This is a genomic window from Acinetobacter halobius, from assembly GCF_044130335.1.
In the GTDB taxonomy this organism is placed as follows: Bacteria; Pseudomonadota; Gammaproteobacteria; order Pseudomonadales; family Moraxellaceae; genus Acinetobacter.
Genome location: NZ_JBIQOD010000022.1, coordinates 15,449 through 36,652 on the forward strand (window position 1 = coordinate 15,449; position 21,204 = coordinate 36,652).

Consider the following 21,204-nt stretch of genomic DNA (forward strand, 5'->3'; position numbering starts at 1 on the left):
GCACATTGAATACAAGAAAACGGATTTTATTGTCTACATCATTTTATATCTTGAGCTGTGCTTTTAGTATTGGTTTTGCGGGCGAGTTTTTTACGATTATTGGTCCAGATGGAAGACCGATGGTTGTTCAACGCAAAGCAAATGAGGTACAAGCGAAGCGACCTCTGCAAGAAACCAAACGTATAGACGTTATGAAGCCTGAGGTAAATCTAGTCATACCTCAGCCTAGTCTATCTACATCTTCACCACAGTCAGTACCATTGAAACCTCAACAACAAGTGATTAAACAGCAAGTACATACGATTAAAGCAGGTGTAACCCAAGCTAAGGGTGTTCCTGGAGTGAAACAAGTAGATCCCTCAGTTCCTCCTCATGCTGAACAGCTACAGCATGAAAACCAATTTCAAGGACAGCAAAAAAGGGTCGAGCAAAGCCCGTTGGTAAAGGCAAAGCAAGAGGCTTTACCAATAACTCAACCTGTTGTGATCAAAGCAAATACCACAGCTGCGGTAGCCAATGAAGTGGCACCTGTACCGTCAACAATGTTTAACCAAATGGATGGTACCGAGTATGTACGAAATGAATATTTGGAAGATCGTGAATTTAATTTGGAGGGTAAAAAACGTTTTTATACTATGCCTGAGGGGGTCATTGACCATAAAACAGGAGCTACCCGTTTTCAGGTTATTGAACGAGAAAAAGGGGTAAGTAAGTCTGTTCTGAACTCCATATTGAAACCGAAACAAAAAGAAAACTTAGTACCGATTGTGCTTGCATCGACATATTACAGAATGCCTAAACAAGACACGATTGAGAGTTTGGGACAAATTTGTTTTAACGATAAGAAGGTGGAGAAAGCCAAAACTTTGCAGGTTAATCATGATATTAACGTTTGGCCAAAAAAACCGTTAAAAGAAAAATTTGAGTTCGAAATTATCAAAATTGAGAATAATGTTCAAAATATACAATTGAATTCTTATGCCTCAAGACAAAATGATCCCACCTTTTATTGGCCTTTTGCTGTGTTTTTAGATGAAAAGGCCTGTGTCATTGAGGGAGCGGGGGGATTTAAAAACGATGAGAACTCATCTTCAATGTTATCTCATGGAATGATCGCAGGAACTCTACATGTACCTGAGCAAAGTCATTATTTACTTTTGACCCCACTTTCCTCAGCTATAGATGTTGAGCATAAAGTGTTAACCAATCATGGACAGTTAAAACTCATCGCAATTCGCTAAAAATAAATAGAGTACGAAAATGAAAAAACAAATGTTATGGCCGTTTACTTTGTCCATCTTGATGGTTGCGTTGACGGGTTGTGGTGGTGAAAGTGCAAATGTGAAATCAGAGCCAAACCACGTGAATTCTGTTAATGGCAGTTGCTTAGTTCAGGACAAAAATTGTGTTGAGTTTGCTTTAGACTATCCTATTGATGGGATCAATTTTGTTTGTAGTAGCGATCCTGATAATACCTATATCACACTCATGGAACCGAAAACCAATGCAGCAACAGGGCGTTGCTCTGAAGGCGACAAAGTTCATTTTTTCTTGACAGGAAGTTCAGACAAGCAAGTTGAACTTGGTACAGTTCCCTTGTCTGAGATTGGTAATGTAAGTACTGTTTCAGCGGCTCTTCCCCGTCTCAGTATTTTAAATATGGCAAAAGCTATCAATAGTGGTGTAGCAGCAGCGAGTTTAAGTCCGGCAGATAAAACTGTACAAATTGCGATGTCTTTAGCAAAAATTTTTCAGGCACTTGGAATAGAGCGTAGTGCAGGGGTAGCTGGAGATGTGCAACCTTTTAGTATCCCAACTGCTAAGAAAGAAGAGCTTTCTAAACTTTTGGCTTCTATTTCTGCAGATGATTATGTGTCAGGAGCCTATGCAGATAAAATTAAGCCATGGATAGATGTCAGTCAAATTAGTAATGATGATGCTTTTAAAGTGGTGCAAACATTGGTTCTGATGAATAATTCAGCGACTTATCAAGCCGACTTTCCAATCTTTACAAATGCATTGTCTGAAAGTACAGGGATTGGCTTACCGCAAGGCTTATATGGCTGTAATGCTACTGACTGTAAAAGTAATCCCGCCAACCTTCGTCATTTAATTGGTAGTTTTTTAATCTTAACGGATCGGCAAGGTTATACTTTTGGCTCAGGGGTACAGTGGCGTGGTCCATTAAAACAACAACTAGGGAGCGATTTGGCAACGAGTGTCACTGTTGATTTACTGAAAAATATTGAACCAGTCAAAATGAATGCATTGGCGCAAACATCGTGGATTAGCCCGTTGACTAAAAGTATTCAACAACCCTTTAAATTTAATTTGAGTGACCCAGATTCTAGTGACTTTACCATTAATCAGGGCAAGCTTTTTAACGATTATATGATTGCTGGAACAGAGAGTTTCTACAAGCAACTTACGAAGTCGACAACAGGTAGCCCATCTTCTTATGGTTTATGGCAACAAAATTATGGTACGGATACTTTTAAGGGGTCCTTTGATGTATTTAAGATTTTCCCGATTGGCTATTTAGATAATGATGTTTTTAAGTCTAAAAATAATGTTGAATCTGGTCAGAAATATATTTTCCCACTTTATGCTAATTTGATGTTTACTGGCAAAGATTCGAGTGAAAAAGTGACTTTAGGAATTGCAATTGATGAGTCGGGAGATATTCGTACCGATATGCAGTCCAATACCAATAAGGCAACAGCTTGCACACCACTGACCAGCACAAGTGAAACGCTGATGACTGGTACCAATCAAGTGCAATATCGGATTGGGACATTAGGGGCAACCGATACAACAAATAAAGCCGTAACGTTCCGAATTCTATTGGCAAATCCAACATTTGAAAGCATTGATGGTGTGGCTATTGGTGTAAATACGAATATTGTTACTGACGTAGATAGTAATGGGAAACAAAGCTCTACAGTGAGTGGTGGGGCACGTATTAATTTGGCGAATTTACTCTCTGCAAATGCCAATGAAAGTGCTTATATTTCACTTAGTGATTTTGGTGGTGCGGGTGTGAAATGGACCAATATCTACAAATCGTATTTAAATGCGTATTATGAGAAAAATAATATTGCCAATCGCGCAGCAGCAGCTTTCCGTGAAGGTGATGTTTCTATTGAGATAGCAGATTGTTATCGTGTCTTACAGAAATAACCCAGCATAAAGATGAAAGCCCATCATTGATGGGCTTTTTTATTTCTATGAGCATTAACCTGTATGGTCTAAACGTGTGCCCAGTGTTTCAAGATGCATCGTAAAGAGATTACTTTTACGGTCAGCAAAATAATGGCGTAATGTATGTTCAACACTAGGAAAAGCTAGCTCTGACCATGGTATTTCATGTTCTTCGAATAAACGGCATTCAATACTTTCTTCGCCTGCACCAAATTTACCATCTACTAAATTGGCTTTAAATAAAACGTAAATTTGACCAATACGTGGAATATTGTACATACAATACAATTGTTCGATTTCTACCTCAGCTTCAGCTTCTTCTCGCGTTTCACGTGCAGCGCCTTGCTCCATGGTTTCAAACAATTCCATATAACCTGCGGGTAAGGTCCATAAACCATAACGTGGTTCAATGGCACGACGGCATAATAAGACTTTATTTTCCCAAAGTGCAAGTGCACCACAAATCACTTTAGGATTAACATAATGAATAGCGTTACATGAGGTGCAAACACGACGCAATTGATGGTCACCAAGAGGGATTTGTTCTGTTGTTTTCTGCCCACAATTGCTACAAAAGTCCATATTCATCATCAATGATAAAGTTCAGACTCAGCATAACTGAAAAATTAAATTTTGGCATCATTTCTCTTTTTTCAGTATGAAATTCAGCTATGATGAAAAAAAGAAAGATTAGAGATGACGTGGAATGGATGAACACTCATTAACACACATATTGCAACAACAATTACGGTTTTCAAGAAAAATTAAATCGGCAGATGCAGCTGTGTTAATCGCGATCACCAATGAAGCAAATCCCAAAGTTCTACTGACTCGTCGCTCAGCTTATTTATCTAATCATGCTGGAGAGGTCTCTTTTCCAGGGGGGAAAAGAGACCCTCAAGATACCAGTAATATTGTCGTCGCCTTACGTGAAGCCTATGAAGAAACGGCATTGAATCCTTTTGATGTACAGTTATTAGGTGATTTGCCGATGCAAAAAGCCCGTAATGGCATGCTTGTTAAACCCGTAGTTGGCCTGATTCCACCTGAAGTTGAACTGGTGGCTCAACCGACAGAAATTGATCGTATTTTTTTTGCCTCGTTAAAACAACTGATGGAAGTACCTGCGGTGCCTTATGAAGTTCGCTTTGCTCATCAGTCGCTCTATTTCCCCAGTATGCGGGTGGAAAATGAAATTGTGTGGGGACTCACTGCGCGCATGCTAGTTGCATTGTTTCAATATGGTTTGGACTACCATAAAGAATGGCCATTTTTAGTCAATTCACCGACATTTCGGTTGCCCAAGTAAGTTTAATATTTTAAGGAAGAGATATGCTGTACAAATTTAAAGATCATGCACCGCAAGCCACGTATCAACCTTGGGATGGTTGGGTTGCTGAAAATGCCACAGTGATTGGCCAAGTTCAATTGGGACGGCAGGTCAGTATTTGGTTTGGAGCAGTCGTACGTGCAGACAATTGTAGTATTCGTTTGGGTGACTTTACCAATGTTCAGGAAAATGCAGTTTTACATACCGATGCTGGAATTGAAATGAATATTGGTCATTATGTCACCATTGGGCATCAAGCTATGTTGCATGGTTGCACCGTGGGGGATAACAGTCTGATTGGGATTAATGCGGTGGTTTTAAACAATGCCGTGATTGGAAAAAATTGTATTATTGGCGCGAATGCACTGATTCCTGAGGGTAAAGTCATTCCAGATAATTCCCTAGTCATGGGTTCACCCGGTAAAGTCGTCAAAACTTTGGATGAAGCAGCGGCAGCCAGATTAAAAATGAGTGCCTTGCACTATGCTGAACACTTTAAACAGTTTATGGACTTAGAGCCTGCACATTTATAAATCTGCTTTTTAAAATATAGCCTAGATTTGTCTAGGCTTTTTTATATCTACTTTGAGAACAACTCGCCTAGTGCTTTTGAGTGGAGTATCATAGCCACGTTTTTATAGATTAAATCATTAAGGTTGTGCATGAAAGTGCTGGCATTGGAATCTGCAAATGAGCAGTGTTCCGTCTCTATTGTAGATGAAAATCAAGAACTTTTTTTCCAATTGGATACGCGCGCAAAAGCACAAACGCAAACGATTCTTCCAATGATTGAGCTAGGTTTTCAACAGTTGGGTTTAAAGACAGAAGATTTATCTTGTATCGCTTTTAGCCGTGGTCCCGGTTCTTTTAGTGGCGTTCGTATTAATGCCGCAGTGACTCAAGCTTTGGCATGGTCAAATGATTTACCTGTGGTTCCAGTCTCAACTTTACAGGCTCTGGCTCAAGCTGCTCATCGTGTACATGGGTTAATGGAAGTAACAGCAGTTTTAGATGCGCGAATGAGTGAGGTCTATATTGCAAGTTTTCAATTAGATGCAGACGGCATCATGCAAGCGACCAATGAAGAGCAACTTTTAAACTATGCTGATGCGACGGCCTATGCTCGCTTTACTTTAGTCGGTTCAGGCGCAACCTTAATTGACCCATCACAAATACAATACAAAGATATCAGCGCAAGTGCGCAAGATATTGCCACAATTGCACGCAAGTTTGCACAGCAACAACAATGGGTCAGTGCTGAATTGGCACTTCCAGTCTATTTGCGTGATAACGCTTGGAAAAAAATCCCAGAACAGGGTAAAGCATAATTAGGGTTTTTTTATGGATCTTTTACTGCTGCTCAAAGCAGCAATTATGGGTATTGTTGAAGGTATTACCGAGTTTTTGCCCATTTCAAGTACAGGACATTTAATTTTAGCTTCTGAACTCATGAATTTCTGGACCAAAGAAAAAAGTGATGTCTTTGTGATTGCCATTCAAATGGGGGCAATTGCAGCCGTTATTTATGAATATTGGGCACGTTTGTGGGGGGCGGCAACGGGCATTTTTAGTGGCGAGCCCCAAGGTCGTCGTCTCGGAGTTGGACTCATTTTAGCGTCGATTCCTATTGTGCTGATTGGTTTGACCTTAGGTCAGACGGTCAAAGAGCTTCTATTTAATGATATTGCCATTGCCATCGGTTTGATTGTGGGTGGTTTGATTATTATTTGGATTGAAAAGCATCCGCCACAAGAGCGCGTGCATGAAGTTGAAGACCTGAGTGTGAAAGATGCGATGTGGATTGGTCTGATTCAAGTGCTGTCTTTAATTCCGGGCACATCACGTTCGGGGGCAACTATTATTGGCGCGATGTTCTTAGGTGTATCGCGTAAAGCAGCGACTGAGTTTTCATTCTTCTTGGGTATTCCAGTAATTATTGGTGCGGGTCTTTTAGATTTGTACCAAAGTGCGCATGTGTTTGATGGACAACAAGATTGGATCGTATTGGCAACAGGCATTATTGTTTCTTTTGTCTCAGCTTTACTGCTGATTCGTGCTTTAGTTGCTTATGTGGCGAAGCGTGATTTCATGATTTTTGCATGGTATCGCATCGCTTCAGGCTTAGTGATTCTATTGTTTGCCTTTACAGGTTGGAAGTTATGGTAAGCCCAATGCGCTTATATGTGGAACAAGAGCATTTAGAAAAAGCACAGCACTATGTTGCTGTGCTTTTTTCTCGTGGTGTAGATGTCAGCATCGAAGTCGCCGAGAAGTTAAATGCACGTTTTTTCCGTTTTCACCCTGAACTGGGGTTGTGTGCCGATGCCGATGGGCTTTGGCTTTGTGCCAATGGTATGAAAATGCAACCGGATTGGAAAGCAGAAGTTCCACGCTTAAAACGTGCATCGTTGAAGTCTGAAATGATTGCGCGTGCTTGCCACTTGACTGAAAAACCGAAACTGATTGATGCAACGGCAGGGCTTGGGCATGATTCATTGCTCATGGCATATTTGGGGGCCAATGTCACTTTGGTAGAACGCCATCCCATTTTATTCACCTTGCTAGAGTCAAGTAAGGAACAGGCTTTGCAGGATGCATTTTTAAACTCTGTGGTGAGTCGAATTGACTTGGTTTTTTCAGATTCAGCGCAGTATTTGCAGCAACAAGCAGAACAGGGCAATACGGTTGATGTGGTTTATCTGGACCCGATGTTTCCGCAACGGGATCAAAATCAGCAAGCAGTGAAAAAACAGGCGCAAGTGAAAAAGCAAATGCAGCTTTTACATATGTTATTGCCAGAAGATGGCGAAATGGATTTGGGTGATCATCTGCTTGGCTTGGCACAAAAAGTGGCAAAACGGGTGGTGGTCAAACGTCCGCGCTTGGCCGTATTTTTGGCAAATCAAGAAACCACTCATCAGTGGCTGGGGGATGCATGCCGTTTTGATGCCTATTTTCAGCATGAACGCTTAGACTGAAGTGGAAGATTGCTTCAAAAGTATGCAAAGATTTGTTATATAGTTAAAAACATCATTGATAAAATGCTGATCAAGCATAAACTTAGTGTGTCCCTACGCAAGTCACAATTTAATTAGAATCTTATGATCGACTTCAAACCTTCCATCAACTTTTGGCATGATTTTAAAAGCAACCAAACTGCGGGGATGTGGTTGTTTCTAGGTTCACGACGCTCTTTGCAAATTGTCCATCCTTCGATTATGCAGCTCATTTTTTGGGGGATTTTAGGCGGCTCAGCCAATACTTTATTTAGCTGGTTGAGTGCAGGAGAGATTGGTGACTTTAACCCGCAAGGTTTGGTCAGTTATGCGCTTTGGCCCTTTATTGCCCTGATTGTTGGGATTTTTCTGTCTCAACGGGTGAATAATCCACGTTTGATGTTGGTACCAGCACTCCTTTGGTTGGTGCTGGATACGCATATCGCGTTATTACAAAGTTTTATCCAATATTTGGGCATGATTGATGTCTTGCCTTATTTCTTCTACGACTATCTGCCGAATGTGTTCATGGTGCTGTTTGTCTGGCAGAGTTTGGCTGTGGTGTGGGTGTTTTCCCGTGAGCTGAAATGGCCATGGTGGGAGCGTGCTCTGATTGTCTTGGCCACGCTGTTTACCCTTGTGGTTTGGCAAATGTCAGTGACCAGTCAGCCGATTTGGAAGGTAGAAGAAACGCCACCAACCTTTGCAGAAGATGCTTTCTATGCACAAAGTCGCTTACTGAATAAAGCACTTGAATCTGTGCAATATGGCGAATTTGCACAGTCACATTGGTACTTCCTTGGGGTGGCAGGAGCGAGTTATCAAGATGTATTTCGTTCGGAAGTCGAGCGAATTAAAGAACAATTCGATACCCGTTTTGGTACGTTGGGTCGTTCGATGATGCTGGTGAATAACCCTGCAACACGGACAGAAATTCCGATAGCCTCTAAACACAGTATTGAAATGGCGCTGCGCCGTATGGGACAGCAGATGAACCGCGAAAGTGATGTGTTATTTTTATACATGACCTCGCATGGTTTACCGAACCAGTTCGAAATGGAAAATGCACCTTTAGACTTAACGCAGGTCGATCCGAAATGGTTACGTGAAACTTTAGATGCATCGGGTATTCGCTGGCGTGTGATCGTGATTTCATCGTGTTTTTCAGGTAGTTTTGTGCCTGCATTGCAAAATGACAATACTTTGATCATTACCGCATCGGCAGCAGATCGTCAGTCTTTTGGATGTACCAATGAAGCCGATTATACTTATTTTGGTCGGGCGTTCTTTGATCAGGCGATGCGTGAGCAAAACAGCATAGAAACGGCGTTTAGCCAAGCACAAAAAACCGTGAGCCAATGGGAAACAGCACAAGGTTTTGAACCGTCAGAACCACAATGGTCGATGGGTAAAAATATGGAGCTGATGCTTCCTCAACTTGAACAGCGCTTGTTCCCACCTAAAGCTGTTGCAACCCCTTAATTTGGATCTAAAAAGGAACCTTGATGGAATTAGTACAATCTAACCGTAGTTTTGATGGTGAACAGCGTATTTACCGATTTAATTCCATCAGCCTCCAAGGTGAGAGCAAGTTTGGTATTTATTTACCTGCCCAAGCGTTAGCAGGGCAAGCGTGTCCAGCCTTATTTTACTTAGCGGGATTAACCTGTACCGAAGAAACTTTTGCCATTAAAGCGCATGCACAGCGTTTAGCAGCACAGCTAGGTCTGATTTTGGTAACGCCTGATACTTCACCCCGTGGAGAACAGGTTGCGCAAGGTGATCATTGGGATATTGGGCAAGGGGCAGGTTTTTATATCAATGCAATCCAAGCGCCGTGGGCTGAGCATTTCCAGATGGAAAGCTATGTCGCTGAAGAACTGTATGATCTCGTGATTCAGCAGTTTGCCGTACAAGCTGAGCGTATCGGTATTTTTGGGCACAGCATGGGCGGGCATGGTGCTTTAACCTTGGCCTTGAAATATCCTGAGAAATTTAAGTCTGTGTCTGCTTTTGCCCCGATTTGTGCACCTAGCCAATGTCCTTGGGGCGAGAAAGCATTTTCAAACTATTTAGGTTCAGATCAAGCTGAGTGGCTAAACCATGATGCAACTGCTTTAGTACAAACAAAAACTGTTCAATTTGCCGATATTTTAATTGATCAGGGTTTGAATGATCAGTTTTATAGCCAGCTCAATCCTGCATTATTTCAGCAAGCCTGTCAGGCTGTGGGTCAGACATTGACCCTACGGGAACATGCAGGCTATGACCATGGTTATTACTTTATTCAAAGTTTTATTGATGACCATTTACAGTTTCACGCGGTACAGCTTGAATCTTAAATATTGATTTGTAATATTTATTCTTAATTTTTGACTAGAAATCATCCAATACTGGCATTAACATGATTGGGTGATTGATTGATGTGCTTAAAAAATAAAACAGTAAAATAATAGATAGGGTATACATGCAAAACTCTGAGGCATCATTGCCACCTGTAGAGGCTTCTTTTGAAGCAAGTTGGCCACCTCCGCCAGTCGTCCCGGCGGATGAACCTAATACATACTTAGGTCAGACCTTTCGTTTCCAGTTCAAAGGTAATGCTAGAGAGTACTTTGGCATTTGGATTGTGAATATTCTACTCACGATTGTGACCTTCAGTTTATATGCACCTTGGGCAAAGGTTAGACGCTTACGCTATTTTTATGGCAACACTGTATTTTATGCGCGTAAGTTTGATTTTACTGGAGTACCGACACGGATTTTAATTGGTCGAATTATTGCATTGGGCGTGTACTTTGGTGCTTCAGCTTTGGCTAAGGTTTCACTGACTGCAGCGCTGATTGGTTTTGTTCTGATTTTTTTATTGGTGCCATGGTTGCTACGTTCCACTATTCGCTTTCGTGCCAGAAACAGTAAATTTGGCAATAGCCGCTTTTATTTTACAGGCACAACCAAAGAAGCCTATATCTTGGCGCTGAAAGGCATTTTGATTTACATCTTTACCCTCGGGATCTTTTTCCCAGTGCTGTTTTGGTATTTTAAAAAATACACGATGGATAATTTACAACTGGGGCAGTTACGTTTTGAGCTACATGCCGATTGGCCTGACTATATGCGTGCCATGTATGTCCCGGTGTTTTTGTTTATTGGAATCGTCTTTGTTTTAGGATTATTCGTTGCCTTCACCCTTCAAGTGGGGAGCAGTTCTCCAACCCAGTTTGGGATCATCGTGGCAGCGATTTATATGATTGCTGCTTTTATGATTTGGCCGCTGATGATGGCGCGAATTTTTATTACCACATGGAATAAAGCCACTTTGGGGCGTAGTCCTTTCCAAACGGACTGTGGTCAGATGCATTATGCATGGATCGTAATGACCAACTGGATTTTAAAAATTCTCTCGCTTGGTTTGTTATCGGCATGGGCTGCGGTACGTTTATATCAGTATCAAATTGAGTCATTAACTTTAACCCTAAAAAATGATCCAGATCGTATGTACAATTTGGCTCAAGATGACCCGAATGCCATTGCTGAAGAACTGAGTGATATTTTTGACATCGACATTTCGTTGTAACGAGGCTTAAATGCAGGAACAAGATATCACCTTTTACGATGGACAAATCTCAAAACCGTATCCCGCGACGATTTCTCCAATTGACCGCGAAACAGTGTTGATTTGTTATAACCAGCAGCAGCGCCGTTATTATTATGCCGATATGCAGTTGATTGGGGCATTGGGGCAGATACAACCTGTGATTGAGTTGAAAGATGATGCACGGATTGAATTTCCGCAGGCACTACCAGAGTGGTTTGAGTTGAACAAAAAGCATGTGCAACATTCGATTTGGAAATTAGAACGCTCCCCAAGTCTCATCTTATTTAGTGTGGTTTTTGTTGCCGCTTTCATCTTTGCCATTTTAAGATGGGGTATTCCCAGTGCGGCGCATTATGTCGCGATGAAACTGCCTGAGGACACTATTTATCAACTGGGAGATGAAGCACAAGAACAAGTATTCAATATGACGGCACCTTCGACTGTACCCGTATTACGTCAAAAACAAATCATAAAAAGCTATCAGGATCTTGTTGCCAATGGTCGGCCTGCCAAAGTCTTATTTCGTTCAGGTGGAAAAATTGGAGCCAATGCTTTAGCTATTCCAAACAATACGATTATTTTGACCGATGAACTGGTTAATTTAGCCAAAGATGATCATGAAATTATTGGTGTTTTAGCGCATGAGCAAGGGCATTTGGTTGAGCGACATAGTCTACAACAAGCATTATCTAGTTTAGGTTTTAGTGCGCTGTTGATTGCGGTGACGGGAGACAGTTCGGCCTTATTTACAACTTTGCCTGTGGCTTTGGTGGGTGCAAGTTATTCACGCAATTTTGAAAGTGATGCTGACCTATATGCTATGCAAGTGCTGGATAAAAATCATATTTCCAGCTTACATTTGGCAAACTTTTTAGCGCGTATGGAAGCCGAAGCACGTGACGAAGAAGAAGAAAAACAGCCACAAGAGAAGTCTGAGAAGGAGGAGGACGGTGGCATTGGTTCATTTTTCCAAAGTCATCCAGCGACTCAAGAGCGTATCGCAGCTATTCGTCAGTTTAATCAACAGCAACAACGTTGATTAAACAGATTCAATTTAGCCACTTACTTAAACTTGTGTCCACGTGGCTGTAAGTGGTTGTTGCCCCATACGAATCAGATGATCTAAGACGACGTGTTCTAAGTGACTCAGTTTATCTTCACTGGCCTCAATGCTGACATGTAAATGCTCGGCTTGAGGGCTTAATAACACGCGTGCTTCAGGCATGATAATACCAAATGTCGTTGCTTCTTGTTCAATATCAAATTTGTGTTTCCAGTGATTCACCAGTCGTTTTGCAATTCGAGCTGCATCTGTCGTGACAATATCTGCTGTACTTTTCATATTTACCTCGTTGATTGATCTATCAACATAGCAGTTTCATCGCAAATGGAAAGTTGAATGTTGCAACGCTATGTTGCAAATTTAGAAAGCTTGGGGCTTTCTTTTTTGACAAGTCTGCAGTTCAAAAGCTGAATTTGCTATAATACCTCTATTCCCTTTTGTATAAGCCAGGTACACGCATGTCCAAGCCTTATTTAATCGCACCATCTATTCTATCTGCTGACTTTGCTCGTTTAGGTGAAGATGTTGAACATGTACTTGCAGCAGGTGCAGATGTGGTTCACTTCGATGTGATGGATAACCACTATGTGCCAAACCTGACTTTTGGTGCGGGTATCTGTAAGGCCCTCAAGAATTACGGCATCAAAGCTCCGATTGATGTGCATTTGATGGTCAAACCTGTCGATCGTATGATTGGTGACTTCTTGGAAGCTGGTGCGGACATTATTACTTTTCACCCAGAAGCTACTGATCATATCGACCGTTCTTTACAGTTGATTAAATCTGGTGGCGCAAAAGCAGGTTTGGTCTTTAACCCAGCAACACCGCTCCATTATTTAGATTATGTACTGGATAAAGTCGATCAAATTTTGTTGATGAGTGTGAACCCGGGTTTCGGCGGTCAAAAATTTATTCCGATGACTTTAGACAAACTCCGTGAAGCACGTAAAATTATTGATACTTCAGGTCGTGATATTCGCTTAGAAGTCGATGGTGGTGTGTCGCCTGCAAATATTCGTGAGATTGCGGAAGCAGGTGCAGATATGTTTGTTGCTGGTTCAGCTATTTTTGGAAAACCAGATTATAAAGCTGTGATTGATGATATGCGCTCAGAGCTTGCAAAAGTCGGTGCGGTAAAGGTTTAAGCTCACAGGTATAAATACATAATGGGTTGTGGATAACTTTGTGGGTAAGCTGGTGGATATCTGTGTTGATAACCACGTGGATAACTTGATTAATATTCAAACGTTTACACAGCAATGGTTTAGTATTTAGACATTAAATGTATAAAAAGGACTCATTTGAGTCCTTTCTTATGTCTTGAATAGTTGATTTTCACTGATGCTTTATTCAACTTTGCTTAAAAATGGCACTGTTTAAAAAATAACTTTCTTGTTTAAGTCTGCTGGGAGACTAAACCCTCACAGTCATTGAATTTAAATTTATAATCTTGTGTATAAGCCATTCTTTGCTTATCCTGTAAGGAATCAGCTAAAAAATGTAAGCCATTTACTGGCGATAAACATTTGATCGTGCTTAGATACCACCTTCCATTCACTGACTAAATAGGATTGATTGTGCGTTCATTGCTCAAGTCACATTCTTGGTTTGTTTTACTCATTACCTTGGTAATGGGGTGGAGTGGTATTGCCCAAGCTTCGGCGGCGCCGATGCATCAAATGATGCAACTCAGTATGCAGGCTGCAACCAGTGAGCAAAGTTCAGCGCATGCAACAGGCATGCAAACCATGCCAGACTGCCATCAAGCGAAATCATCGAGTCCAGCCTCTGGACATCAAATGCATATGGCTCAAGCCGATATGGCAGCGAAGAGCAACTGTCATGTGTCGGATATTATGCAAAGCAAGCAAGTTCAGTGTCAGGAGTGTGCACAGTATCACTGCCAAACCACGCTGACGCTTTTAGATGTTGAACCCCTCGTATTGGTTCAGCTTGAAGCTGCTTTAGCACAATCAACCCCGCATTTTCGCTATCACGCTCAACATTTAGTGGGCTATTGGCAAGAAATTCTACGTCCTCCTAAAGCCTAATCCTGATTTTTAAAACTTTATTTTTAAAATTATTAGGATTTAGTCATGTCTATTCAATTTAAACAAAGCCTCATCCTTGGGGTGTGTCTGATGTCATCATCTTGGAGCTTTGCCGCAGTCAAAGAGTACCAATTGGTGATTGATGAAAGCCCCGTTAACTTAACGGGAAAGTCGCTCAAGCGGATTAGTGTCAATGGGCAGTTTCCAGCGCCTTTGCTTGAGTTTGAGGAGGGTGATGATGCAGTCATTCGCGTCAAAAATAACCTAAAAAATCAAGACTCATCAATCCATTGGCATGGTTTGCTTTTGCCTGGGTTGATGGATGGTGTTCCGGGTTTTAATGGGTTTAACGGCATTCAGCCGAAAAGCGAATTTGTCTATAAGTTCAAAGTTCGCCAGAGTGGAACTTATTGGTACCACGCACACTCGAAGGGACAAGAACAAGATGGGCTGTATGGCGCATTGGTCATTTATCCTAAAGACAAAAAGCCTTTAGCGCAGCATGAAAAAGCCGAGCGTGACTATGTGGTGATGCTATCAGATTTCCATGAACAGAGCAGTGAACAAATTCAGAAGAATCTGAAAATTTCTGCCGAGTATTATCAAAATCAACGCGAAACCTTAGGTGATACTTGGAAGCAAGCGCAACGTGATGGTTTAAAAGCTGCATGGAAAGACCGTTCGATGTGGAATCAAATGCGCATGTTGAAAACGGATTTGTCCGATGTCACGGGCTACACCTTCCTCATCAATGGCAAAACCCCTGAACAGAACTGGACAGGTATGTTTAAGCCAAATGAAAAAGTTCGTTTACGTTTTATCAATGCCTCAGCCATGTCATTTTTTGATGTACGTATTCCTAATCTAAAAATGACGGTAGTCAGTGCAGATGGTCAGCCTGTTAAACCCGTTCCTGTGGATGAGTTTCGGATTGGAACGGCCGAAACTTATGATGTGATTGTGGAGCCGAAAGCAGGGCATTACCAAATTGAAGCAGAGTCGATTGACCGTTCAGGCTATGCCATTGGAACTTTGCACAATGAGTTGACCCCAATGACCAAGGGCATAGATATGCCTGCACCCCGTCCACGTTCATTGTTGACTATGGAAGATATGGGGCACGGCTCAGAACATTCAGGTATGGATCATTCAAAGATGAACCATACGGCAATGTCTGAAATGGATCATTCCAAAATGAACCCTGAAGCGATGCCTGAAATGGATCATTCCAAAATGAACCCTGAAGCTATGCTGGAGATGGATCATTCAAAGATGAATCCTGAAGCGATGTCTGAAATGAATCATGAAGCGATGCCTGAAATGGATCACTCCAAAATGAACCATGACGCAATGGCGAATATGGATCACGCTCAACACAACACGAAAACAAGTTCGGTACAGAAAGTAGTTACACCTGTCTATGGGTGGGCCAATGCTTCTACCCCTAAAGGTGATAAAGCGCTGCAATATAGTGATCTCAAATCTTTAGAACCTCAAAAAGATACCCGTGAGGCGACGAGCGAGTTGGTGATTCGTTTGGGCGGAACCATGGAGCGCTATTTGTGGACCATCAACGGGAAAAAATTTAGCGACGCTGAACCGTTGAAAGTGAAGTACGGCGAGCGTATTAGGATCAAATTTATCAATGACAGTATGATGGCGCATCCGATGCATTTGCACGGGATGTTTATGCAACTTGAAAATGGGCAAGCTGCCGTTGATATGCCGAATAAGCACACGTTGATTGTACCGCCAGGCAAAACAGTGACCGCTTTACTGACCGCAGATGAGTTAGGCGAATGGGCTATTCACTGTCATCTGCTTTACCACATGAGCTCAGGCATGATGAATAAATTGATAGTGGCCAATGTCAGTGATGCTCAAGTGTCCACCACCCCAATTCAAGGACAAAAAACAGCAGCTCAAGCTGAGCCAAAAGGAGATGAACATGCGCATCACTAATCTTTTTTCAGGATTTGCTTTAGCTATTGTTGCCTTGTTTAGTTCGGTTGCTATGGCTGCTGAATCTCATGCACAGCATGAAAAACAAGAAGCCAAATCAACAAGCCAAGCACAGTCCAAAGAAATGGCGCATGAGCATCATCAGCATAGTGCCGATGAGCATGCTCAGATGCTGAAACAGAAAAATGCGGTGGGTCAGCCTTCATCGGAGAAGCAAGCTCAAACTCAACCAAGTAAGCAGTCGAAGGCTCAGAAAGGAGATCATCATGCGCACCATTAATCTTTTTTCTAAAAGCATATTGAGCAGTTCTTTAATGTTGATGAGTGCTGCGGTTATGGCGCATGAAGGGCATGATATGCCTGCTGAAGCAAATGCAAATATGTCCATGACCACTGAGTCTGTGATGTCACAACATGCACAGCATCAGGCGATGACCATTCCAACTCAAGTTGCTCCGCAGTCTAGTGCACAACATGGGAAGCAGATAAATCATGATTTAACCGCACATACGCATGATCACCGCAAAGAGCACGGTGCACAAATTTATGCGGTCACTACCGTTGATAACAAATGGTTGCTGAATGAAGACGGTGATAGTGGTTTAAAGTCTGAGTTTGAAACCCGTATCGGGACAGATGAAAATAAGCTGTTTATCAAAGTACATGCAGATAAGCAGGAATCGCATAAGGCTGAGTATGATGCCAAACTGTTGTATAGCCGTATGATTTCAGACTTTTGGGATGTACAGGCGGGTGCACGTTACCGAGTTGAAAAAGTGGAGCGTGAACAGCATGACTGGGATACGGAAGAAAAAGTGGATGGGGTGCTTGGCTTACATGGTTTAGCGCCGTATTTCTTTGAAACCGATGCCTATGTGTATGCTGGTGCAGACAACTATGCCGCATTTAGTTTGGAAACTGAGCGGGATTTGTTATTGACTCAAAAGCTGATCTTTAAACCTTATTTAGATCTGAACATTATTTTTAGTGATGACTCTAAATATGCTAAAAAATCAGGTCTCAGTAGTGCAGCCGTCGGTCTTGAGACGCGTTATGAGATCAGTAAAAAAGTCATGCCTTATGTGGACATTGCCTATGAATATAGCAAAGGCAATGACGCGACGGCCTGGCAAGTTGAAAGTGACGAAGAGAAAGGTTGGCAGTATGGAATGGGTATTCGCTTTAAGTTTTGAGTCGAACGTTTAGGTTTAAAGTGAATACCTGAGATTGCACTAGATTTGTGCTGAAAGAGGGGTGATCTGCTGGTTTAGATCACTCCTTTTACACTTTAATGATTTTTAAGTGTAAAAATAGCTCATTTTGGTGCGTATTTTGCTATAATTTAAGGCATATTCAGGAGGAACGACCTCCCTCATATTGAGAAAATTCGTCAGGACGACCTGACTCTAGTGAAGTGGAGTTGGTAGTATGGCTTGGGTTTTTCTTATCTTTGCGGGTCTGTTTGAAATCGTTTGGGCATATTCAATGAAGCTGTCCGAAGGGTTTAGCAAACTCACACCCAGCATCATCACCATTGTGTTCATGATTTTAAGTTTTGGTTTACTGGCTTATGCAATGAGAACATTGCCGCTAGGGACCGCGTATACCATTTGGACTGGAATTGGTGCGATAGGGTCTTTCTTGGTGGGGATTTTTATTTTAGGTGAACCCGCAACGGCTATGCGGATGTTTGCTGCGGTGCTGATTGTATCAGGCCTAATTTTGATGAAACTCTCATCAAGCTAAATTCATTTAAATCTGTCGAGCTTCAAGCGATCCTTCGTTTGAAGCTTTGTTGTTTCTGGTTTCGGTAAAAGGTGTGTGGCGTATGGCATGGGTGATTTTAATTGTTGCAGGTTTGCTCGAAGTGGTTTGGGCCTATGCGATGAAAGTATCGGATGGTTTTACCAAATTGACACCGAGTATTTTAACCCTCGTATTTATGGTGGCCAGTTTTGCGCTGCTGTCTTATGCCATGAAGACCTTACCTTTGGGCACAGCCTATACCGTTTGGACTGGGATTGGCGCGATTGGTTCATTTTTGGTTGGAATTTTGATTTTGGGCGAACCTGCCAATGCCATGCGGATGCTCGCAGCGGTTTTAATCATTTCTGGACTTGTACTGATGAAACTTTCATCGTCATAATGTTGCATACATAGACAATTTTTGTGGTGAAGCATGCGCTTATTTTTTAAATATATGCCATCTCCTGTCGGGGTACTGAGACTGGTGGCACATGATCAAGCCTTGGTTGCCGTATTGTGGGAAAATGAAAACCCAAAACGGGTACGCTTAGCTGAGTTGGTTGAACAGAATCAGCATCCGATTTTGTTGGAAACGGAACGACAGTTGAGCGAATATTTTTCGGCAAAGCGTCAAAGTTTTGATTTGCCTTTGGATTTTGCTGGGACAGATTTTCAGAAGCAAGTTTGGCAGGCTTTACTGCAAATTCCGTTTGGTGAAACCCGAAGCTATAAAGATATTGCGCTACAGATTGGCAATGTCAAAGCTGTTCGTGCAGTGGGTGCAGCCAATGGCAAAAATCCGATTTCAATTATTGCACCGTGTCATCGGGTGGTGGGGGCGAATGGAAAATTGGTTGGTTTCGCAGGCGGTCTGGACAATAAAGATATTTTATTAAGGCTTGAGAAAATTGCGAATTAAGCTTGTTTTTCGGAGTTTTTAAGCTTGTTTTTTTATTTTAATAATTTAAAAATCAGAATCTTATGTTTTAATCTATCTTCTTTTGAAGAATCGTGTCTCTAACTCAAATAACGATGAATAATATGATGAGTCAAATTGTGGGGAATGTATTTTCAGAGCTATGGTGGATGCTACTGATCTTGTTTGGGATTGGCCTTTTAAAAGTGTTTAAGCCCTATCTGAAAGGAAAGTTTGGGGAATTCGCGGTTCAAGCGCATGTGAAATTATATTTGGATGAGCGTTATAGTCTAATCAACGATGTGACTTTGCCTGATGAGCAGGGTGGAACGACGCAAATTGACCATATTGTATTAAGTCCCTTTGGTGTTTTTGTAATTGAAACCAAAAACTACAAGGGTTGGATTTTTGGTGGTGAACGTCAAAAGATGTGGACTCAGAAAATTTATAAAAAGAGCTTTAAATTTCAAAATCCGCTACATCAAAACTATAAACACGTCAAAGTACTGCACAGTGTGTTGCAAGATATTGTCGATGTAGAGTATATCCATTCTGCGGTGGTGTTCATGCCTGAATGTGAGTTCAAAACTGCGATGCCCAGTACGGTATTTAGAGGTAAAGCATGGGTCGACTATATAAAGACCTTTAATACAGAAGTGATTCCAGCGATGAAACTAAAACGGATTCAGCTTCGGATCGAAAAAGAAGTGCTAGAAAAGTCATGGAAAACCAATCGTGAGCATGTGGCACATTTAAAACAACGCCATCAAGACCGTTAAACAAAACCCTGCATATACAGGGTTTTCTACTTAGAAACGCTTTGGAATTTTCTGACCGCCTTCAACAGGTGTTTCTGCCTGTTTTAATACGCCAAAGAGCCATGTTTCGGCATGATGTACTGCGACTTTAACACTGTCACCTTGTGCCAAACGACCGGCAATAAAACTCGCCAGCGAACAACCTGAACCGTGATATTCGCCTGCTAAACGCGGGCAGCGAGTTTCAGAAATGAGCTCGCCATTCACAAACAGAGCATTGCGAATATAGTCTGGTGTGTCTTCATGACCACCTTTGACCAGTACCGCTTTGGCGCCCATTTCAAACAACTTTTGCGTTGCGGCATCTAAGTCATCGAGACCCGTTAACGCCCGTAATTCAACTGTATTTGGAGTAATAATGTCTGCTAATGGGATCAGTTCAACAAAAGCTTTGACCAAGGTTGCTTGATCGCCCAGTGAACCTCCACTGTTCGCTACTAAAACAGGGTCGAGCACATACTGGTACTCAGGATGTTCACGTAGAAATTCAGCTAGTGCTGCAATATTATCTGTGGTGCCTAACATGCCAGACTTTACGGTTTTAATCGGTAAATCACCGACAACAGCGTGCGCCTGAGCTAACAGCAATTCTTTTGACGTCGCTTCAAAACCAAACACTTGTTGCGAGTTTTGAACAGTGAGTGCTGTACACGCAATGGCTGCATGCGCACCACTTTGGCCAATCGCTTCGATATCGGCCTGTAAACCAGCACCACCTGAAGGGTCTAAACCAGAAAAGCACAGTACGGTTGGGCGCACAGAAATATCCTTGTTGCGAAAATTTGCGATAGTATAGGCAACTTTAGCAGAACTCTCGATAGTATTTTATTTAAAGCCCAAGAAGGATCAGCTGTGATTAAACATATTTTGCTAGATTTAGATGGAACATTAACAGATCCGAAAGTTGGTATTACCACCAGCGCACGTTATGGCTTAAACAAAGTTGGGCATCCGATTGCCGATGATCTAAATATTGACTGGATTATTGGGCCACCACTCAAAGCGTCTTTGGCAAAAATCTTAAATGTTGCAGTGGACGATGTTTTGGCAGAGCAAGCTCTACTGGGCTATCGTGAGCGTTTTGCGGTGAAAGGTTTATATGAAAACCATTTATTTGCCGATGTTGAACCGACCTTAAAAAAACTGACCGAGCAGGGTTATCACTTGTATTTGGCAACAGCAAAACCAGAAGTCTATGCCCGTCAAATCTTAGAGCATTTCAATTTACTACAATACTTTGTGCACCCCTATGGCAGTGAACTAAACGGTGAGCGCACCAATAAGGGAGATTTGATTGCTTATATTCTAGAAAAAGAGCAGTTAAAAGCAGCAGAATGTCTGATGGTTGGCGACCGAGAGCATGACATTTTGGGTGCACGTCGCAACGGCATTGAGACTATTGCGGTGGAATATGGTTATGGTTCTGATCAAGAGTTGACGGAAGCCGCGCCTAAAGCACGAATTAAAATTTTTGCTGAGATCCTTCAATTTATTAAGTAAAATCAGTATGATTGCTAAATAAT

General features: G+C 41.9%; 24 protein-coding genes. 21 read left to right on the forward strand and 3 right to left on the reverse strand.

Annotation, left to right across the window (positions count from 1 at the left end; genetic code table 11):
• Window positions 1–5 precede the first annotated feature (5 nt).
• A complete protein-coding gene (gene filE, locus ACE01U_RS15085) occupies window positions 6–1,241 on the forward strand; it encodes a putative pilus assembly protein FilE (protein ID WP_395579848.1) in 1,236 nt (411 codons plus the stop codon).
• A gap of 19 nt (window positions 1,242–1,260) precedes the next feature.
• Window positions 1,261–3,180: a putative pilus system protein FilF gene (filF, locus tag ACE01U_RS15090; RefSeq protein ID WP_395579849.1), complete on the forward strand. Its 1,920-nt coding sequence runs from the start codon at window positions 1,261–1,263 to the stop codon at window positions 3,178–3,180.
• Between the two features lie 54 nt (window positions 3,181–3,234).
• Here the strand turns inward: filF and ACE01U_RS15095 are convergent, their stop codons facing one another.
• On the reverse strand, window positions 3,235–3,783 hold the full coding sequence (locus ACE01U_RS15095) for an NUDIX hydrolase (RefSeq protein ID WP_162622349.1): 549 nt from the start codon (window positions 3,781–3,783) through the stop codon (window positions 3,235–3,237).
• Between the two features lie 124 nt (window positions 3,784–3,907).
• Between ACE01U_RS15095 and ACE01U_RS15100 the strand changes: the two genes are divergently transcribed.
• The 9 genes from ACE01U_RS15100 (at window position 3,908) to ACE01U_RS15140 (ending at window position 12,164) form a co-directional block, all read left to right on the forward strand.
• Entirely contained in the window at window positions 3,908–4,510 is a 603-nt protein-coding gene (locus ACE01U_RS15100) for a CoA pyrophosphatase (RefSeq protein WP_086210777.1), read from the forward strand.
• 23 nt (window positions 4,511–4,533) lie between these two features.
• Window positions 4,534–5,064, forward strand: coding sequence for a gamma carbonic anhydrase family protein (locus ACE01U_RS15105; protein WP_086210776.1), 531 nt, complete (start codon window positions 4,534–4,536; stop codon window positions 5,062–5,064).
• A 129-nt stretch (window positions 5,065–5,193) separates the two neighbouring features.
• A complete protein-coding gene (gene tsaB, locus ACE01U_RS15110; RefSeq protein ID WP_086210775.1) occupies window positions 5,194–5,859 on the forward strand; it encodes a tRNA (adenosine(37)-N6)-threonylcarbamoyltransferase complex dimerization subunit type 1 TsaB in 666 nt (221 codons plus the stop codon).
• Between the two features lie 13 nt (window positions 5,860–5,872).
• On the forward strand, window positions 5,873–6,697 hold the full coding sequence (locus tag ACE01U_RS15115) for an undecaprenyl-diphosphate phosphatase (RefSeq protein ID WP_086210774.1): 825 nt from the start codon (window positions 5,873–5,875) through the stop codon (window positions 6,695–6,697).
• Window positions 6,691–7,509, forward strand: coding sequence for a class I SAM-dependent methyltransferase (locus tag ACE01U_RS15120; RefSeq protein WP_395579850.1), 819 nt, complete (start codon window positions 6,691–6,693; stop codon window positions 7,507–7,509). The genes ACE01U_RS15115 and ACE01U_RS15120 overlap by 7 nt, the downstream gene beginning before the upstream one ends.
• A 123-nt stretch (window positions 7,510–7,632) precedes the next feature.
• A complete protein-coding gene (locus tag ACE01U_RS15125; RefSeq protein ID WP_078426258.1) occupies window positions 7,633–9,009 on the forward strand; it encodes a C13 family peptidase in 1,377 nt (458 codons plus the stop codon).
• A gap of 23 nt (window positions 9,010–9,032) precedes the next feature.
• A complete protein-coding gene (gene fghA / locus ACE01U_RS15130; protein WP_395579851.1) occupies window positions 9,033–9,869 on the forward strand; it encodes an S-formylglutathione hydrolase in 837 nt (278 codons plus the stop codon).
• 125 nt (window positions 9,870–9,994) lie between these two features.
• A complete protein-coding gene (locus ACE01U_RS15135) occupies window positions 9,995–11,104 on the forward strand; it encodes a YjgN family protein (RefSeq protein ID WP_119064955.1) in 1,110 nt (369 codons plus the stop codon).
• 10 nt (window positions 11,105–11,114) lie between these two features.
• Window positions 11,115–12,164 (forward strand): M48 family metallopeptidase, encoded by a 1,050-nt coding sequence (locus tag ACE01U_RS15140; protein ID WP_395579852.1) that lies wholly within the window; start codon window positions 11,115–11,117, stop codon window positions 12,162–12,164.
• 27 nt (window positions 12,165–12,191) lie between these two features.
• Here ACE01U_RS15140 and ACE01U_RS15145 read toward each other — a convergent pair whose 3' ends face one another.
• Window positions 12,192–12,467, reverse strand: coding sequence for a DUF2218 domain-containing protein (locus tag ACE01U_RS15145; RefSeq protein WP_087528222.1), 276 nt, complete (start codon window positions 12,465–12,467; stop codon window positions 12,192–12,194).
• A gap of 179 nt (window positions 12,468–12,646) precedes the next feature.
• Here ACE01U_RS15145 and rpe point away from each other — a divergent pair, with 179 nt between their 5' ends.
• The 9 genes from rpe to ACE01U_RS15190 all read left to right on the forward strand — a co-directional run bounded on the left by rpe (window position 12,647) and on the right by ACE01U_RS15190 (window position 19,642).
• A complete protein-coding gene (rpe, locus tag ACE01U_RS15150; RefSeq protein WP_395579853.1) occupies window positions 12,647–13,333 on the forward strand; it encodes a ribulose-phosphate 3-epimerase in 687 nt (228 codons plus the stop codon).
• Window positions 13,334–13,765: 432 nt separating this feature from the next.
• Window positions 13,766–14,239 carry a hypothetical protein gene (locus ACE01U_RS15155; RefSeq protein WP_395579854.1) on the forward strand — a complete coding sequence of 158 codons (474 nt, stop codon included), beginning with the start codon at window positions 13,766–13,768 and terminating at the stop codon, window positions 14,237–14,239.
• A gap of 45 nt (window positions 14,240–14,284) precedes the next feature.
• The gene (locus tag ACE01U_RS15160; protein ID WP_395579855.1) at window positions 14,285–16,201 is read left to right on the forward strand and encodes a copper resistance system multicopper oxidase; all 1,917 of its coding nucleotides are present in this window, start codon (window positions 14,285–14,287) and stop codon (window positions 16,199–16,201) included.
• Window positions 16,188–16,481, forward strand: a complete 294-nt coding sequence (locus tag ACE01U_RS15165) for a hypothetical protein (protein ID WP_395579856.1) — start codon at window positions 16,188–16,190, stop codon at window positions 16,479–16,481. The genes ACE01U_RS15160 and ACE01U_RS15165 overlap by 14 nt, the downstream gene beginning before the upstream one ends.
• Entirely contained in the window at window positions 16,468–17,394 is a 927-nt protein-coding gene (locus ACE01U_RS15170) for a copper resistance protein B (protein WP_395579857.1), read from the forward strand. Before ACE01U_RS15165 ends, ACE01U_RS15170 begins: the two co-directional genes overlap by 14 nt.
• Window positions 17,395–17,629: 235 nt before the next feature.
• Window positions 17,630–17,947, forward strand: coding sequence for a quaternary ammonium compound efflux SMR transporter SugE (sugE, locus tag ACE01U_RS15175; protein ID WP_005400191.1), 318 nt, complete (start codon window positions 17,630–17,632; stop codon window positions 17,945–17,947).
• Window positions 17,948–18,029: 82 nt separating this feature from the next.
• A complete protein-coding gene (gene sugE / locus ACE01U_RS15180) occupies window positions 18,030–18,347 on the forward strand; it encodes a quaternary ammonium compound efflux SMR transporter SugE (RefSeq protein WP_010325989.1) in 318 nt (105 codons plus the stop codon).
• A 33-nt stretch (window positions 18,348–18,380) separates the two neighbouring features.
• On the forward strand, window positions 18,381–18,866 hold the full coding sequence (locus ACE01U_RS15185) for a methylated-DNA--[protein]-cysteine S-methyltransferase (protein WP_119064947.1): 486 nt from the start codon (window positions 18,381–18,383) through the stop codon (window positions 18,864–18,866).
• A gap of 122 nt (window positions 18,867–18,988) precedes the next feature.
• On the forward strand, window positions 18,989–19,642 hold the full coding sequence (locus ACE01U_RS15190; protein WP_395579858.1) for a nuclease-related domain-containing protein: 654 nt from the start codon (window positions 18,989–18,991) through the stop codon (window positions 19,640–19,642).
• Between the two features lie 30 nt (window positions 19,643–19,672).
• Here ACE01U_RS15190 and ACE01U_RS15195 read toward each other — a convergent pair whose 3' ends face one another.
• A complete protein-coding gene (locus tag ACE01U_RS15195) occupies window positions 19,673–20,440 on the reverse strand; it encodes a hydroxymethylpyrimidine/phosphomethylpyrimidine kinase (protein ID WP_086210761.1) in 768 nt (255 codons plus the stop codon).
• A gap of 93 nt (window positions 20,441–20,533) precedes the next feature.
• On the opposite strand from ACE01U_RS15195, the gene ACE01U_RS15200 reads away from it, so the two are divergent.
• On the forward strand, window positions 20,534–21,181 hold the full coding sequence (locus tag ACE01U_RS15200; RefSeq protein ID WP_395579859.1) for an HAD-IA family hydrolase: 648 nt from the start codon (window positions 20,534–20,536) through the stop codon (window positions 21,179–21,181).
• Window positions 21,182–21,204: the final 23 nt, after the last annotated feature.